Source organism: Enterococcus sp. VV15 (genome assembly GCF_005236045.1).
In the GTDB taxonomy this organism is placed as follows: Bacteria; Bacillota; Bacilli; order Lactobacillales; family Enterococcaceae; genus Enterococcus_B; species Enterococcus_B durans.
In genome coordinates this window covers 43,669-59,883 of sequence record NZ_QPTY01000015.1, presented here as the reverse complement: position 1 = coordinate 59,883, position 16,215 = coordinate 43,669, and the positions used below count along the sequence as shown (strand labels likewise).

At 36.2% G+C, this 16,215-nt stretch carries 15 protein-coding genes and 1 pseudogene; 12 read left to right on the top strand and 4 right to left on the bottom strand.

Translation table 11 applies throughout. The annotated features are described in order from the left end of the window. Nucleotides 1-103: 103 nt before the first annotated feature. Nucleotides 104-532: a hypothetical protein gene (locus DVW83_RS07300; RefSeq protein ID WP_104660095.1), complete on the top strand. Its 429-nt coding sequence runs from the start codon at nt 104-106 to the stop codon at nt 530-532. A 341-nt stretch (nt 533-873) separates the two neighbouring features. Here the strand turns inward: DVW83_RS07300 and DVW83_RS07290 are convergent, their stop codons facing one another. Further along, nucleotides 874-1,692, bottom strand: a complete 819-nt coding sequence (locus tag DVW83_RS07290; RefSeq protein ID WP_104660096.1) for a Cof-type HAD-IIB family hydrolase — start codon at nt 1,690-1,692, stop codon at nt 874-876. A gap of 379 nt (nt 1,693-2,071) precedes the next feature. On the opposite strand from DVW83_RS07290, the gene DVW83_RS07285 reads away from it, so the two are divergent. From DVW83_RS07285 to DVW83_RS07265, 5 genes are all read left to right on the top strand, one after another. Further along, complete coding sequence (locus DVW83_RS07285; RefSeq protein ID WP_137239189.1) at nt 2,072-2,611, top strand: hypothetical protein; 540 nt, start codon at nt 2,072-2,074, stop codon at nt 2,609-2,611. A gap of 571 nt (nt 2,612-3,182) precedes the next feature. Beyond that, a complete protein-coding gene (locus DVW83_RS07280) occupies nt 3,183-3,656 on the top strand; it encodes a hypothetical protein (RefSeq protein ID WP_104660098.1) in 474 nt (157 codons plus the stop codon). Between the two features lie 209 nt (nt 3,657-3,865). Further along, nucleotides 3,866-4,084: a hypothetical protein gene (locus tag DVW83_RS07275; protein ID WP_104660099.1), complete on the top strand. Its 219-nt coding sequence runs from the start codon at nt 3,866-3,868 to the stop codon at nt 4,082-4,084. An 8-nt stretch (nt 4,085-4,092) separates the two neighbouring features. Then, nucleotides 4,093-4,482, top strand: coding sequence for a CPBP family glutamic-type intramembrane protease (locus tag DVW83_RS07270; RefSeq protein WP_104660100.1), 390 nt, complete (start codon nt 4,093-4,095; stop codon nt 4,480-4,482). A gap of 180 nt (nt 4,483-4,662) precedes the next feature. Continuing rightward, nucleotides 4,663-5,538 (top strand): helix-turn-helix domain-containing protein, encoded by an 876-nt coding sequence (locus tag DVW83_RS07265; RefSeq protein WP_104660101.1) that lies wholly within the window; start codon nt 4,663-4,665, stop codon nt 5,536-5,538. 538 nt (nt 5,539-6,076) lie between these two features. On the opposite strand, the gene DVW83_RS07260 is transcribed toward DVW83_RS07265, so the two are convergent. Beyond that, nucleotides 6,077-6,403 carry an AzlD domain-containing protein gene (locus tag DVW83_RS07260; RefSeq protein WP_104660789.1) on the bottom strand — a complete coding sequence of 109 codons (327 nt, stop codon included), beginning with the start codon at nt 6,401-6,403 and terminating at the stop codon, nt 6,077-6,079. Then, nucleotides 6,390-7,097, bottom strand: coding sequence for an AzlC family ABC transporter permease (locus tag DVW83_RS07255; RefSeq protein ID WP_104660788.1), 708 nt, complete (start codon nt 7,095-7,097; stop codon nt 6,390-6,392). The genes DVW83_RS07260 and DVW83_RS07255 overlap by 14 nt, the downstream gene beginning before the upstream one ends. A 224-nt stretch (nt 7,098-7,321) precedes the next feature. On the opposite strand from DVW83_RS07255, the gene DVW83_RS07250 reads away from it, so the two are divergent. The 6 genes and pseudogenes from DVW83_RS07250 (at nt 7,322) to DVW83_RS07225 (ending at nt 15,331) form a co-directional block, all read left to right on the top strand. Beyond that, the gene (locus DVW83_RS07250) at nt 7,322-8,206 is read left to right on the top strand and encodes a LysR family transcriptional regulator (RefSeq protein ID WP_104660787.1); all 885 of its coding nucleotides are present in this window, start codon (nt 7,322-7,324) and stop codon (nt 8,204-8,206) included. Between the two features lie 104 nt (nt 8,207-8,310). After that, nucleotides 8,311-8,826 carry a flavodoxin gene (locus DVW83_RS07245; protein WP_137239187.1) on the top strand — a complete coding sequence of 172 codons (516 nt, stop codon included), beginning with the start codon at nt 8,311-8,313 and terminating at the stop codon, nt 8,824-8,826. 316 nt (nt 8,827-9,142) lie between these two features. After that, entirely contained in the window at nt 9,143-10,054 is a 912-nt protein-coding gene (locus DVW83_RS07240) for an ABC transporter permease (RefSeq protein ID WP_104660785.1), read from the top strand. Between the two features lie 15 nt (nt 10,055-10,069). Then, the gene (locus DVW83_RS07235; protein ID WP_104660784.1) at nt 10,070-11,071 is read left to right on the top strand and encodes a glycoside hydrolase family 3 C-terminal domain-containing protein; all 1,002 of its coding nucleotides are present in this window, start codon (nt 10,070-10,072) and stop codon (nt 11,069-11,071) included. 18 nt (nt 11,072-11,089) lie between these two features. Then, nucleotides 11,090-14,355, top strand: a pseudogene (locus DVW83_RS07230) (GH36-type glycosyl hydrolase domain-containing protein). Between the two features lie 13 nt (nt 14,356-14,368). Beyond that, nucleotides 14,369-15,331 (top strand): LacI family DNA-binding transcriptional regulator, encoded by a 963-nt coding sequence (locus DVW83_RS07225; protein ID WP_104660783.1) that lies wholly within the window; start codon nt 14,369-14,371, stop codon nt 15,329-15,331. Nucleotides 15,332-15,465: 134 nt separating this feature from the next. On the opposite strand, the gene DVW83_RS07220 is transcribed toward DVW83_RS07225, so the two are convergent. Then, nucleotides 15,466-16,101 (bottom strand): pentapeptide repeat-containing protein, encoded by a 636-nt coding sequence (locus DVW83_RS07220; protein WP_104660782.1) that lies wholly within the window; start codon nt 16,099-16,101, stop codon nt 15,466-15,468. Between the last annotated feature and the right edge of the window lie 114 nt (nt 16,102-16,215).

Here is a 16,215-nt window from a genome sequence, read left to right as displayed (position 1 = left end):
TTGTGGTTAAAAACATTGTACCGTAAAAGGGCTGTTACATGGCCTTTTATCTTTTACACAATTATATGGACTTTATCTCAAAAGGAAAGAAGGGATATTTATTATGAAAAACACTCTATTACTATCGATCACAACAATGGCCTTATTATCATTATTTAGCGGTTCTGTTAACGCTAGTGAAATCTCACAAATTAAAGAAGAAAATAATCATGAAGTTTTAGGTGGATGGCCCGAAGAAGAGGGATCATTTAGTAGTATCTTAGATAGTAGATCAACAAAGGCGACCGTTAAACATACGGGACAAGCAGATTATAGATATTCTGGAGTTAAACAAGAAAAGAGAGCTCATGGTTGGACTACTTGGAAAAATGTATATCACTATACTACGGAACAAATGCATTCATTGACTGGCAAAGTACTTTCAGATTCTGGAAGAAGATGGGGAACAAGTGGAACTGAGGCAATTTCTCCTTATGTATGGGTTGGAGAAATACCAGGTAGTGCAAAAGCAAAAAACTTTTATGGGAAATAAAGCTAACGAATTAGTTCAATCATCGAATATGATAGTTACCGATAATCAAAGAAGTGTTGTTCTTCAACAAACTGTTTTTTTAATTTTTCTAATTTGAAGAGCTGCAACAATTCGGAGTAATCCAGCGGTTGTTTGTACAAGCTTTGGATGTATCATTATGTTTATAAATGAAAAAAAGCGAGAGCGAACAACCACTGAATAATCGTATAAATATCGGACTTGAGTTAGAAGCTCCTAATTTATACGATTATTTTCGGATAGTAACACTTGAAAATTTGTATGGAACAGAGTGATTTTTGAAACATGACTTTTTCTTATGATTTTTCTAACTATCCAGTGATTTACATCAGAGGAAACAGTCGATCTAAGGTCACGAGAACGCCATCTTGGTCGTTTGAAGGACAAACTTCGTCTGCTACTGTTTTTACAGCATCTGGAGCATTATCCATGGCATAACCTCGCCCACAATAAACTAGCATCTCTAAATCATTTCCACCATTACCAAAAGCGACACATTGTTCGGGGGTAATCTCCCAACGTTGCACTAATTTTTCTAATCCAGCAGCTTTATGGCAACCTGGGACAATCAAGTCTACAGATCCATGACCACTACTAGTAGGAACGAATGATCCGGCTAATTTTTCCCGGAATAAGTCGCAATAATACTCTGTTTTTTCTACGGGAACAGTGGGGGCAAATTTTAGAATCTGATCTTCGACTTGAGAAAAATCATCTACCCATGTCAATTTATGATAATAAATGTTGGTTAATTCAAAAAACTCTTTACTTACAGTCCCTCGCTCGCAATAAGCGCTGTTACGGCCACACATCACATTTTGTATTTCTGGGTTGTTTTTACACAGTTCGAGCACAGATTGAATGGATTCTTTAGGGACATCGGCGGAAAAGATAAATGTGTCTTTATCTTTGACTAAAGCACCATTCTCGGCAACAAAACTCATCTCGTTATGGTGATCAGGAAAAAGAGAACGCAATTGGTAATACTGATTGCCACTTGCCACAACAAATGCACAGCCGACCTCTGTCATTCTAGAAAAAATGGCATTAAATCTGTGGATGTCATAAGTATAATCACTTCTAGCAAATGTTCCGTCCATATCTACAGCAACTAACTTAATATTGTGGGGATTCATATTCATTTTATACACTCCAGTCTTTTTATCAGATACTTGATAGATAATTGTAACGCTTCCATTAAACATCCTAACATGTATATACAAATTCGGCTATATTTTTCCCAAAAATGATTAAATAAGATTGTGACGAATCGAATAGTTTATGCTCTGTTATCTTTCATTTAGGAGTAAAATCCTACATTTTGAGAAAAAAGAAAAAATAAAGAAACTTTATTAGGTATAATAAAGTGTATGGAGATATGTTCCGCTAGAAAAAGTGTGGTGCCTTATGCGGGAAATGAACTAATCACAAAGTATCTAGTGGATCGTGCACTATAGTTTCACATGGCTTCTGATGACTATTCTCAGGAGTAAGGCTTGTCGGAGAAAGGAGAGAGTATCTTTGAATGAACATGTCAAAAATAGAATAGAATCATTTAGTTCACTTATTGAGGGGCTTGAGCAAGAACAACTAACTGCTGATAGTTGTAGTCAGCTATTTGTTGCTATTGGCGGGATTCGGGGGCATATCAGTGGCAGAGAGATCAAACCATTTATCCATCTCATCATCTCATTACTTCAACAAGATGGAGTCGTTTTTTTCAAAAAAGACCATTTAGTTTATACGAACAAACAAGCAAGCTGTTTTTCCAAATATGCCAACGGAGATGAATTTGCTGTTTATCGAGCTAGATTTGATGATCGAATCTTTGACTTACATACGATTGCGTCATTGTTACTGACTTATAGCAATCTTTTACCAAACTCATTCGCGCACCCATTTATCTTAGAAATACCCCACATGATTTTTAAAAAGCACGTAATTTTAGATAAAACTAAGATCGATTACGAAGAATTGCGATTTAAACATCTTGCACATATGAAAACTGCATTGAATGACATGATTGGTGAACATACTATCTTTACCAGACAGACAATCTAAAATCAAACATCATCAAAGCCACCATTGATACAACAAAGTAATCTTTTTAGCCATAAAAGTCCTTATTGATCTTAGTGAAAGATAAGGAGTCGATTAAAAAAGCGACAGGACATCTTGTAACACAGATGTTCATCGCTTTTTTAGTATGTACAAAAATAGAGAAATCTTTTTTTCAAGTTATTGTAAAAGACTATTACTAAATTTAGTGGATCATTAAAATAAGAAACTGTTTGATGATTCAGTACTATACATAAAATGGAATATCAATTAAGAAATTTTTTTGTTAACAATGGTTTACTTTTGCATTTAGAGATCTGACATATAGGACTAAAAAAAGAATACGATAAACTCCCCATCTATAATAGACAAATAATTTAATGATTGAAGGAGTAGTCAATGAAGGATAGTAAAAAAATCTTATCACTTGTTTTTTAGTATTGTTTGGAGTTTTTGGTGTAATAGGAGTTGTCACGAGAACACAGGCAACGACAATCGAGGGATATGATACATTGAATGGGGTTAAAGTGATTAGTAATGATGGACAGGTTGCATATACTGAGGATGGTGAGGAATGGGCTTTGATAGGCAGGGGTATGCTCAAAATGAAACAAAAAAAGTAGCGGATCTCATTCATCATGAATTGGTGAAAGAATCAGAAACGATTGAATCAACAAGTGAAGTAATCGAATCTGTGCCTTCTACCCCAAATAAGAAGGCAGATATGGTAGAGGACACATCTTCAAGTACAAGTACTTTGTTTTCCGAAAAAACAAGTGTGCCTACTCAAATAAGTAATGAAAAAAGAAAAGGTGGAACAAGCAACAAATTAGTAGAATCTAGCTCAGCTAAAGCAGATATTTCTTTAACAGAAGTAAAAGAAGAACCTCAGAATCATAATAGTAATGAATCTGTACCAAAAGTTTCACAAAAAGAGGACAATTTGTCCACGATGACTGAAGGAGAAAATACGGAAAATGATGTCTCTATAGAAAAAGGAACAATTGATTCAACTATAAAAAACTCTTCGAGTAGTTCAACAGCGTAGATGCTTCGAAAGGAACTGCCTAAAAAAGGAGAAAATAGGAAACGATCTGCAGTGATGAAATGGAGCGGACTATTTCTACTACTAGTAGGAATAGGTACCATTTGTTTAAATAAAAATTCCTATAACGACCAGTAAGTAAAAGGTGAAAAATATGACTTAATTAGAAAAGTAAGAAAGGAAATGTATAATGAAAGAATTAACGACAAAAAATGAACAATATAGGTATTCCTATAGCTATCCTTAGCTTAATGATCGGGTATGCTATCTTAACAGTAGGAGTACCTATCATCGAAAGTATTTTACTGGCAGCTGGAGGATTTGTAGGATTATATAGTCTTTTTGGAATAGAAGGCTTAAAAGTCGGTTTCAAGAAACCCAAAAAAGGAATACTTACTTTTCTAGTTAGCATGCTTGTGCGATTGTTTTAAGTTTAGTAATGTCGTCTGTTGTAAAAAATATCTTACACGCGTCAACTGCAGCCAATGAAGTTACAGATCACTTATCCGCGACCTTCATCATCGAAACCTTGCCAATGCTATTAGGAGAAGAACTTTTGGCAATCGTTATCTTAGTTATTGTGGCAAACTTACTTGGTGGGACGAGGAAAGCAATAGTAGCTGAGATTCTTGTTTCTTATGTGATATTCGGATTATTGCATTTACCGACTTATCAATGGAATCTGTTGCAATGCCTTTTAATCATTGGTGTAGGAAGGATTCCTTTTACAGTGGCAACTTTAAAGAGTGATTCGATATGGGCTGGTTATTTTGTCCATGTTGCATATGATTGGATAGCATTCATTGTTATTCTACTTTCAATGAAATGATTTTTTAGAAATTTTTTTGACCAAAGATCACTTGATAATTTTTAGCAAAAAAACCAGTTTTTTAAGGAAGAGTAGTGATAGAAAAGCCAAACGATCAAGGAATTTGACTACTGTGTGTTACAATTGGGAGCAATCTTTGATTTAGCTAGACGAGCCCACTTATAAGAACGGAGGAATTCTATGAATTTTGGTCCAAAGATCAGAGAAATTCGAATAAGTAAAGGATACTCCCAAAAAGCAATCTATCAGGACATCATCTCTAAATCGTATGCTATAGAATTTGAAAAAGGAAAACATAGTATAGCGACGACCCTTTTGATTGAGATATTAGATCGTTTGTCAATGGATATAGATGAATTTCTGTTCATAGACAAGGGATATCTTTTAAATGATTATTCTGCTTACATCTATAAACTATCCAAGTATTCTAATACACATGATCTAAAATCTTTGTATGAACTTTTAAAAAAATATGCAGATAAAATTAGAGTGATTGATCAGTTACGATTTGCAGAAATAAGATGTCGTATACAGGCAATCGAGAATTTTAATCGAACAGGAAGGTTTGATGGTTCAGCAACAATCGAAGAAGATCGTGAAATGATTCAAAACTATCTAGTGGAAATTGAAACTTGGACATTAAGAGAGATCCAGTTTTTTGGAAACACGATTGAGTTTTTGGATTTTGAACAACATTTTCCTTTATTTCGTAACCTATCCAAATCTTTTCCTTTATATGTTGAATATGACAAGGGACGAGAGATATTTTGTGTGATGCTGGTAAACGTAATTACTCAAGCTATCCGCCATGGCTATTTTGATTATGCAGAAGTCTTGATCTATCAATTACAGCTACTTAGTTCAGACTATAAAGAATTTTTCCATCGATTATTAGCAAAATATTTTGACAATATCTTATCCATAAAAAGAAACAGCAGGGATGGCCAAGCCATTGAGAATTGTAAAATAATCTTAGATTTACTTATTGAACTGAGGCATTCTTCGATTGTTGGTGAACTTAAAGCGTTGAGTACGGATATTGTAGTTTCTAAATGAGAGGCACATTTGTAAAAATAGAGGTCGAGACAAGAGTCGTTTAGGTTTGAGAAATTGGAGAGACAAGAGCGTGGGACAAAAGTAAGAAACACTTTTGTCTCATTCTTTAAAAACGAATAAACGGTGGGAGCAGAAGCAACTCCTTCTTAAATAAGCCGAAATTAACAAAAATTTGAACAGCAATTTTCGTGAATTTCTTCTTATTTCTCGAAGTTAAACACTTCTGCCCCAGCCTCTTTTTTCGAAATTTACGAAAAACCTGACTTTTGGACGCCGTTTATTCGAGAGTCTGTACCAAAACTGATTTTTAGTTTTGTCCGACATTTGTACAGTCGATTCAAATAGATTGAAAAAGTTGATCAAACCAATTCAATGAAAAGCCGGATCATCTAAATGAGTTTATACTTCGTATAAGATGATCCGTTCTATTTTTTGAAAACTAGCTTTGCATTACTATTTGTTTTTGTTCAACTTTTTTAAGCAAATCAACTTATCCTGCCTCGAGTTTGGCTATCTAGAAGTCCATATAATCGGTGACTCAAATATACAGTCGAATGATTGCAAGCGAAATGATCCCAATGATCACGATCACGAGCAGACTTTTAGAAAGTATCGCAGCGAGGATCGTAGGGACAGAAGCAAGTAGATTTTCCATATTTATTTGAGGTAAATGACCTAAATCTTGGATAAAGAGACTATTGAACCATAAAGCAGACATGATCACAATAGGAACAAAACCCAAATATTCCAACAATGGAGCAGGTAAGTCAAATTTTTTTAATAAGGCAAAAGGAACAGTTCTTGATAACCAAGTAGCAATTCCGCAGCCGACAATCGTCAGTAATGTAAAATCAAAAGAAGGCATGTTTAATTATCACTCCAAATCCGCAACCAAGTAAGGTCACAATTACTATCAATAAATTACTTGGAATAACGATCAAACCAAGATAAACGAGAATCAATGTAAACAAAATAACTAATAATTGCAGTAAGTGATGAAGGGAACGGTCACTGATGACTTGTAGATAGAGTAGGCCAATAAACATCGCAACGATTGCAAAGTCTAGTCCATATTTATTTGGATCAGTAATCAGATTACCAATGACTGAACCGATAAATGTGGAGATTACCCATGTAAGATAAGCTATCCAGTTTGCAGTATTCATCCATGAAAAATTCAATTTTCCACTTGTATGATTCAATTTATTCATTCCTAAAGCAAAACTTTCATCTGTTAACAAAGTACCCAGAAACAGATTTTTAGCAAGTGATTCTTTTTTAAAGAAAGGCGCTAAAGTCATACTCATCAAGATCATGCGCGCATTTACTAAAAAAGTTGAAAAAATAATCGACAGGATCGGGCTGTGAGAAACTAGCATGGTGACAGTAATGAACTGTGCAGACCCTGCATAGATCAGCAAAGACATGAGGGTTACGACAAAAGGTGAAAAACCCGCTGCCTTTCCGACGATACCAAAAGCAATACCGATTCCAATGTAGCCGAAAACTGTAGGTAGAGTATCAGTAATGGCTGTACGTTGATTAAGGTTACCATTCAAATTGTTTTTCTCCTTTCAAATAAATAATTGTTATTACTATATTCTTGTAGGATAGGGTAAGTCAACCATAATTTGTCTTTTTTAGGGACAATAATGAAAAAAATAGTGGGAAATTCAGTGTAAGTTACTATACGATCACGCAAAAAACATTGACTTAGAGTATACTCTAAGTAGTAGGCTTAAACGAGGATAATAAGAGAGAAAATGAGTCATGGAGGGGACAAATGGAAATTCGTTTATTGAAATATTTTTATACAATTGCGCAGGAGGAAACGATTTCGCAAGCAGCGGAAGTTCTGCATCTCACGCAGCCAACATTGAGTCGACAATTACGAGAACTAGAAGAAGAATTAGGATCAGAATTATTTATTCGTGAAAAACGCAAGATGGTTTTAACTGAGGCGGGGCGCTTTTTAAAAGATCGTGCAGAAGAAATATTGAATTTGACAGAACAGACGCAGCGCGAATTTAAAAATCGGAAACATCAATTATTCAGTGGTCATTTCTCGATTGGGTGCGTTGAAGCAGATAATTCAGATACTTTAGCTATGATGCTAGAAGAACTTCTCAGCGATTATCCCGAAGTCCATTTCGATCTGTATAGTGGAACTGGGGATGAGATAACTGATCGTTTAGATAAGGGATTATTGGATTTAGCGATCTTGCTGGAGCCAGTTTCAACAGAAAAATATGAAACGATTGTTTTGCCAAGAAAAGAAAAATGGGGTCTTTTAGTTTCAACAGATTCTTTTTTAGCGCAAAAAGAAGAGCTCACAAAAGATGAACTACAAGGCGTACCATTACTCATTTCCAAGAGATCGGAAGTTCAAGAATTGTTAAGTCGCTTTATGGAAAAAGACGTAACAGATTTAACGATCATCGGTACGTTTAATTTGATATTCAACATCTTCTCATTAGTTGAAAATAATGTTGGTTCAGCATTTGTGATTGAAGGCGCCATCACTGGCCGAGAAGTAGATACGTTAAGATTTTTGCCTTTGTCACCAACGATTGAAACAAATTGCGTACTTGTATGGAAAAAGAAACGCTCCCTTTCACCAGTTGTAAAAGAATTGATCCACCGTTTCAGCACTGCGTTTTTAAATTGAAAAATTCTCACATCTATACTTAGTAAGCATATATATTTCGGTAGTTAGGTATTATACATTTTTAGTTTCCGCCAGTAAAATGAAAAACGAGAGAAGGTGGAAGAATGGCCGCTATCGTTTATTTTTCTAGAGCAGAAGAGAACTTGATCAATGGTACCCATCAGTTGCTTACTAAAGGGAACACCCAGATAGTAGCTGAGAAAATCGCACTAAAAGTGAATGGACAAATCTATGGAGTAGAAACGATCGATCCTTACCCAAGTAGATATCCAGAGGCAGTAGCAAAGGCAAAACTAGAAAAAGAAAAAAGCATATCGCCTCGCATCCAAGCAATCCCATCTGGTATTCTCACAGAATCCATCATATTTTTAGGCTATCCAAATTGGTGGGGCTGTTATCCGCAAGCAGTCGAGAGTTTCTTAGCTACTACGTCAACCACGAAGAAGATAATCTATCCTTTTTGTACACATGAAGGTTCTTCATTCGGCCATAGTCTGGATCAACTCCGTAAAGCATGTCCTGAAGCAATGATCAAAACAGGCTTAGCCATTCGCGGTTCTCGTGTCAGCAAGGCAGACCAAACAATTGACAATTGGCTAAAGTATGTTTATTTTCAATAAAGATCGACAGAACTGTCAAAAAAATCGATGGAACCGTAAAGTAAAAAGACACTTTTTTGTAGTTATTTAAATTATAAAAAAGGCGTTTTTTTCTATTTTTATAAGTGAAACGTTTCTATTGTTATCTTTAAATAAGCGAATAATCGTCAACTTTCAGTAAAACTTACAATAATTTATATAAAAATAAATTGAGATATAATCCTTTGAATTTGCCGTTATTTAAGAAAAAAACTTTTTGTAAGGGTTTACAAACAAGAAGAGAAAGCCTATGATCATTTTTGTAGAAACGTTTCACTAAAAAGAAAGGAAAACGTGTATGAAGAAACTTAAAAAGTTTTATGACCAGCGGCAACTACATTGGATGGTAATTCCAGGTGTAGCATTTATGATTGTCTTTAACTATATTCCGATTTATGGCGTCATTATTGCTTTTAAGAATTATACGATCGTTGATACGATGTCATCGGCTCCTTGGGTCGGTCTGGATAACTTTAAAATCATTATGGAAGATAGTTTTTTCTGGGAAGCTGTTCGTAACACACTGGCAATTAGTTTAATGAAATTATTACTTGGGTTTGCTATTCCTATCATTTTAGCAATAATGATTTTTGAAATGCAAGACGGACGGCTGAAAAAAGTTATCCAAACGGTTTCTTACATTCCTCACTTTTTTTCTTGGATCGTATTGGGAGGTATGATGATCTCATGGCTTTCCACTAACGGTTTTATCAATCAGGTACTAATGGCTCTGGGATTGATGGATCAAGGAGTCAATCATTTACTTGACCCTGATAAATATTGGTGGATCGCTGTACTTTCAGATATTTGGAAGGAAGTTGGATGGGGAACAATTTTGTACTTAGCGGGAATGTCACGGATTGATCCAACTTTTTATGAAGCTGCTAGAATCGACGGGGCTTCAAAACTTACACAAATTCGAACCATCACTCTTCCTTTATTGACACCCATAATCTCTTTGAATCTGATTTTGAATGTCAGTGGTTTACTGGGGTCGAACTTAGATCAAACACTCGTGTTGATGAATGCTCAAAATCAAAATAAATCAGAAGTAATCAACTCCTTTGTCTATCGTATGGGATTAACTCAAGGGAATTTTTCTTACGCAACAGCAGTTAGTTTAGGAATATCTATTATCTCGATTATATTGTTGATCCTCACTGATCGAATGACAAGAAAAATGAATAATGGCAGATCAGTCACTTTATAAGGAGGGAGTTAACTATTGATAAGAAGAAAAACGCAGGAAAATAAATGGTTCTATGTTTTTAACACATTGATCTTGGTGCTATTTTCATTATTGATTATTGTGCCCATCTGGAATATTCTTGTTTCTTCGGTTTCTTCTAGTTCAGGTTTGGCAAGTGAAGGACTAGTTCTATGGCCCAAAGGATTTACAATCGAAAATTATCGAAAGGTACTTTCAGATAGTAGTATCCCAAGAGCTTTCCTGATATCCGTTTTAAAGACAGTCATTGGCGCAGCTACACATACCTTGTTTTGCGCAGTAGTGGCTTATGGTTTAAGTAAATCACGTCTTTTTGCTGAAGTAAATCCTAATGTTGTTGTAACTATATATAGTGGACGTCCATTAGATTTAAATGGGATTTCCCAAGCTAAAGCAATCGTTCAAGCTTGGATGCCTGGAACGGAAGGAGGTAATGCATTAGCAGAAATCCTGTGGGAGTATTATAATCCAAGTGCACGTTTAAGTATGTCATTCCCAGAAACAGTGGGTCAAGTACCAGTTTTTTACAATTCAGATAGTACAGGACGTCCTTATGATTCTGCGCCGAATGAAAAATATGTTTCCAAATATCTAGATGTAGGAAATGATCCAAAGTATCCATTTGGATTTGGTCTTAGTTATACCCAATTCGCTTATAGTAATCTTCAAGTTGAACAGATATGGTTTGATGCGCAAACGCCATTGAAGATTTCGGTAAGCGTTAAGAACGAGGGAAGTATGCCAGGAGAAGAAACAGTTCAGTTGTATATAAGAGATCTTATCGGTGAAGTGGTACGACCTGTGAAAGAGTTGAAAGATTTTAAAAAAATTTGGTTGGAGCCGAATGAAGAAAAGCTCGTACGATTTGAGCTGACAGAAGCCATGGTTCGCTATGTTCATTCTGATCAGAAACGCCGAAGTGAGGGCGGCAAATTCACTATCATGGTAGGTGGGAATAGCCGAGATGTGTTAATTGTTCCCGCCGAACTAAATGAATAGCTAAGAAAGGATCATTCAATGCAAACGCAAAGTCGAGACAACACCACTATCACTTTTCTTGATACAGGCGATATCAAAGAAATCAACAGTTTTGATTTTATGATCAACCAGTTGGAAGGAAACACTTTAGACGGTAGTTTAAATCAATTATATCTAAGAAAGAAAACAAAAGATGGATATCATTATGCATCAATGGTTGGTTCAAATAGTCTGAGTACATTCTATTCTTCTCAAGACCAGCAAACATGGAAAGGTGATTTTGAAGAAATCAATTATCAGGTTGATTTTAAATTAGCAACAAATAACCAATGGTTTTGGCGAGTGCTTCTTTCTGGAAAAGGGCAAGTAGATATCATTTACGGACAAGATTTAGGTTTAGCTAATAAAACCACAGTTACTGCGAATGAAGCGTATGTGTCGCAGTATATTGACCATCATGTTACAAAAAGTAAGGATAAATTTGTGATCACTTCACGACAGAACCAACCGCAAAATGGGAAATTCCCTACCATTTCACAAGGCTGTTTCCAGAAGACAGTTGGGTTTTCAACTGATGGTTATCAGTTTTTTGATCGAAAGTATAAGCTAACGAATCAACCTGAATGTTTGAAAAAAGAATGCTTAGAAAATGAAGTATACCAATATGAATTTGCTTTTGTTGCTTTACAGACTGAACAAATTACACTGAGGGATGAAGTTGCAGAAATTGTTTTTTATAGTGCAGTAAAAGAAAACCAGCAAGAAGAAGTCACTGAACCAGTCTCTATAGAAACTGAGTTAATTGAGGCATATCGTTCTCTGACATTTGAACATCCACCAAAAGTAACAAGTGGGTATAAAAAAATAGGTCGACCACTTGTAGGAAGTGAGTTAAGCGAAGCAACAATCAAAATCTGGTTTCCAGAACAAAAAGAAGTAGAAGTAGTAGACAATCAAACGTATTCTTTCTTTACAAAAGATGGGCATCACGTAGTCCTACAAAAAAAGAGTTGGAGATGGAACGGGCGCATGGGCATATTCTATTAAGTGGAACGGATTTAAAGATGGATCAGCCTTTGTTAAGTACGACAGTCTATATGTATGGTATTTTTAATTCTCAAGTTGTGCTGGGAAATACAACGATGAACAAGTTGATGAGCAATAGTCGGAATTCGTTGAATGTGATGAAACGCTCTGGACAACGTATCTATCTTTTGGTAGATGAAGAGTGGCGACTGCTCACGATGCCCTCTGCTTTTGAAATGGGATTGAATTCGGCAACTTGGTATTATCAATTGCCAGAAGAACTAATTCAAGTTCGTACGTATACCTTGCCAGACACCAGAGAGATCCTGTTAGAAGTAAAAGGAGAGAAATCCTATAGCTGAGTAGTAACGAACCATTTATTGATGGGACCAGAGGAGAAAGCAACTTATAAAGTAAGTAGGCAATACAATGAATTAAAAATAACCGGAGAAAATTCGCCTACAGAGGAATACTATCCAAAATTGACGTATTATATAGAAAGTGACAACGCTTTTGAGTTTACGAATGATGAGCAGCTATTTACGAGATCTGCTGATTTGCTTGTCATGACATTTAATGATACAACTGGCTTTTCATTAACTATTCATGGTAGCTTAAGTGGGGAAAACGAAAAAGAGAATGGGCTTGTGACCTTTGATGAAGCACAAGAGGAGTATCAAGATTTTATTGACCAGTTGATCCATCGATTTGAATTACGTCATGATTCTCTCTCAATGGACAAAATAAATCTACTCACTCGGTGGTATACACACAATATGTTGGTACATTATCTATCTCCACATGGACTAGAACAGTTTGGTGGTGCCGCGTGGGGAACTCGCGATGTTTCTCAAGGACCAGCAGAATTTTTCTTAGCTGTCAATCGACCAGACGTAGTGGTATCGATCATTGAACATTTATTTGAAAATCAATTTATCGAAGATGGTCATTGGCCACAATGGTTCATGTTTGATAGATACGAAGAGCAAAAAGCCACTGAAAGCCATGGAGATGTTATTGTCTGGCCACTGAAAGTCGTCGCAGACTACTTGGAGCAAACAGGCGACATGACCATTTTACAAAAAGAAATTTCTTATACCTCCTATGCTAATTTTCACAAAACACGAGAACGTTATCCATTGATGGATCATTTGCAAAAAGAAATCACTTATATCACGAGCCACTTTCTTCCTGGAACCTATTTATCCTGTTATGGAGATGGTGACTGGGACGATACACTCCAACCCTACGATAATCGACTAAAGGAACAAATGGCAAGTAGTTGGACAGTCGCTCTAACATATCAAGTGATAAAAAAATTAGGAATGCTTCTTAAAAAATATGCGCCTGATTATAGTGATTATTTAAATGAGTTAGCCGAAAAGATCAAAAAAGATTTCCAAAAATTCATGCTAAAAGATGGGACGATCCCAGGGTTTATTTATATGGAAAATGTAAATGAAGTGGAGTCAATCATTCATCCAAAGGATACGAAAACAGGGATCAAGTATCGATTACTCCCAATGACTCGTAGCATGATCGCTGAAATCTTGTCGCCAGAAGAAGTGGTGCATCATCTAAGAATCATCAAGTTCCACTTGCTTTTCCCTGACGGAGTACGTTTGATGGATCGTCCTGCAGCCTATCATGGTGGAGTGAGCACGAATTTCAAGCGGGCAGAACAAGCAGCAAATTTTGGCCGTGAGATCGGCTTACAATATGTCCATGCACACATTCGCTATACCGAAGCAATGGCAAAAATTGGGCAGAGAGACCAAACGTGGCATGCACTAAAGACAATCAATCCAATAAAAATTAGAGAAAATGTTCACAATGCTGAATTAAGACAGGCAAATGCTTACTTCAGTAGTTCAGATGGGAACTTTAGAACAAGGTATGAATCTCAGAAAAATTTTGGTAAACTTAAGAATGGAGAAGTTGGTGTCAAAGGCGGTTGGCGTATTTATTCTAGTGGTCCGGGAATCTATTTGAATCAGTTGATCACAACGGTTTTAGGGGTACGGATTAAGGAAGAAACACTTGTGTTTGATCCTGTACTACCGAAAGAACTCGAGGGTTTAGAGCTACGTTATCAATTGCTTGGAAAAAATATCACAATCAAATTTTATCCCGAAGCACCAGCTAAAGTAACAATTGACGGAAAAGCACTCTCTTTTGATCTCGAAGAAAATCCCTACCGCGAAGGTGGATTGATTCTCAAAAAAAAGGAAGTACTTTCGTCTCTTGAAGAAAATTCAGTGATTGAAATTTATCATTAGAAAGGAGCAGACCATGGCAGGAATCAAAGATATTGCAAAAAAAGCGGGTGTTTCGATCTCAACAGTCTCTTATGCACTTAATGGAAGTCCTAAAGTAACTGAAGAGACAAGAGCACGTATCCAAGCGATTGCAAATGAACTTAACTATGTTCCTAACATGGCAGCTCGAACACTAAAACGGCGCCAAACAAAAATCATCGGTGTCTATTTGGCCGATTATGGAGGAAGTTTTTACGGCGAACTGCTTGAAGGAATCAAAAAAGGGTTAGCACTATTTGATTATGAGATGATCGTCTGCAGCGGTCATAAATCTCATTTATTTATCCCAGAAAAAATGGTGGACGGAGCGATTATTTTGGATTGGACGTTTTCAACGGAAGAAATCCAGACTTTTGCTGATCGTGGGCATCCAATCGTCATTCTGGATCGGATCATGGTACATGAAAATGTGCGACAAGTCCTTTTAGATAATCGTGGAGGAACAACATTAGCGGTCGAACAATTTTTTAATGGTCATTCTAAAAAAGTACATTTGATTGCTGGCCCAAAAAATGGCTATGATAGTCAAGAACGGTTGACTATCAGTCAGAGAGAATTAGCACGTTTCGGAATAACGTATGAAGTTTTTCAAGGGGATTTTACTGAACCATCTGGCTATCAAGCAGCAAAAGAAATTATCAAACAATCAGAAAACTTTCCTATTGATATCTTTGCGCTTAATGATGAAATGGCGATCGGCGTGTACAAATATGTGAAGGAAACACCTTATGAAATTGGGCAGGATATTCGGATCATCGGATTTGATAATTCAGAATTAGGCGCTTTTGTACAACCTCGACTAGCGACGATCGCCTATTCTAAGCATCGCTGGGGGATGGTCGCAGCAGAAAAGATCATTCATTTGATTCAAGAAGAAACAGTCGAAAGTGAACATATTTATACTAATTTTATTGAGGGGGACTCATTTCCTTTATAGTCAAAAAGATGGTCAGAACGCAAAGAAACGTTATACCGTTTCTCCAAGTGTCCTGACCATTTTTTTATTTTTCAGAATATATACCCTACTACATTTGTCATTCGAAAGAACAGCATAGCAATTTTTTCATGACGTTATTCTTTGATGATCAAGCCCATCAAAGTGGAGAAGCGTAAAGCCTGATAAGTCGAGACTTTGCATCCTTTTAGATCATCCATTGAAACAGTTAAGGTCTCAAAGTAAGAAGTACTCAAATCAACCCCCTTTAAAGGAGTTTGCACAAAATTAGCTTCATTTAAATCGCATGTATCAAAAGCCAGATGTTTGAATTTACATCGATAGAAATCAGTTCCTTTCAATTGTGAATGGACAAAGCGAATGTTTTCGAGTTTTGAAAAACCAAAAGTTGCAAGATTTAAGATGCAATCTTGAAAAGTAACATGGTGGATCGAGGATTCAGGAAAAGACGTCCCTAAGAGTTTGCAATTGACGAATTCCGTGCGATGAATCGATGCTTTGGAAAGATCAGCATTCGAAAAATCGCAATTCTTGAAGCGAACGTCAACAACTTCAAGCATACTGAAATCAGTATTCGTAAAAAGACAGTGGTCAAATTCCATATGATAAAAACGTGGCCGTTCAAGGGACGAATCCGTGAATTCAGAACCAGAAACAGTACACATTTCGAGAATGGGATCTTCTTCATAAAAAATATCTGAGAAATGCTTACTTTCTAATTGTGCCGTGATTTTAGGCGGTATGATCTTCATTGATTACCCAACTTTCATTATACTGGTTGATATAGAGGTACAAGTTCAAGCAAAGTATACCATGAAAGAACGGGTAATATATTGCAAAATGTTGCAAAAAAATGCACGGCGAAT